This window comes from Vibrio sp. 970 (assembly GCF_033339075.1).
The window spans coordinates 1-648 of sequence record NZ_JAWOTW010000414.1; the positions used below are offsets into that span (position 1 = coordinate 1).

Here is a 648-nt window from a genome sequence, read left to right on the forward strand (position 1 = left end):
GAATATCGATCGCTTGAGCAATTTGTAGTGCGATATCGCAAGAGGTTTCAGGAATCGGGATTACGACGTCGATATCAAGATCGGCGTAATCTTCACGAATTCGCTCACCCAGCTTTTTGCCCATTTCAACGCGAGCACTGTACACAGAGATTTTATCGATGAAAGAATCAGGACGCGCAAAGTAAACAAATTCAAAAATACAAGGATTTAGCTTTGGATTGTCTGCACATTGCTTAGTGAACAGCTCACCTTCAAATGTCGCATACACCGCTTCACCCGGCGCTACGTCACGTACGAAGTCAAAACCGACCGCATCCAACGCAACAGACTCTGATGCAACCATGTATTCCGTGCGACCAGCGACTTCACGCTTGCCTAAACAAAGAGGGCGAATACCATGCGGGTCACGAAACGCAATCATACCGTGGCCGATGATCATCGCAGTTACCGCATAAGCGCCGCGAATAGTACGGTGCACATTGGTAACAGCGCGAAATACATCTTCAGCAGTCACATTGCCTTTTACTGTGTCAATTTCGTGTGCAAGTACGTTGAGCAGCACTTCTGAATCAGAAGTGGTGTTGATGTGGCGGCGATCTGTTTCAAACAGTTTCTGACGAACTTCGTGAGCGTTGGTCAAGTTACCGT

1 protein-coding gene is annotated in these 648 nt (G+C 47.4%); it reads right to left on the minus strand.

The window, feature by feature from the left end; translation table 11 throughout:
- Nucleotides 1-648, minus strand: a 648-nt coding sequence (locus R7Q11_RS27020; protein WP_405532524.1) for an amidophosphoribosyltransferase, incomplete at both ends; no start/stop codon positions are given.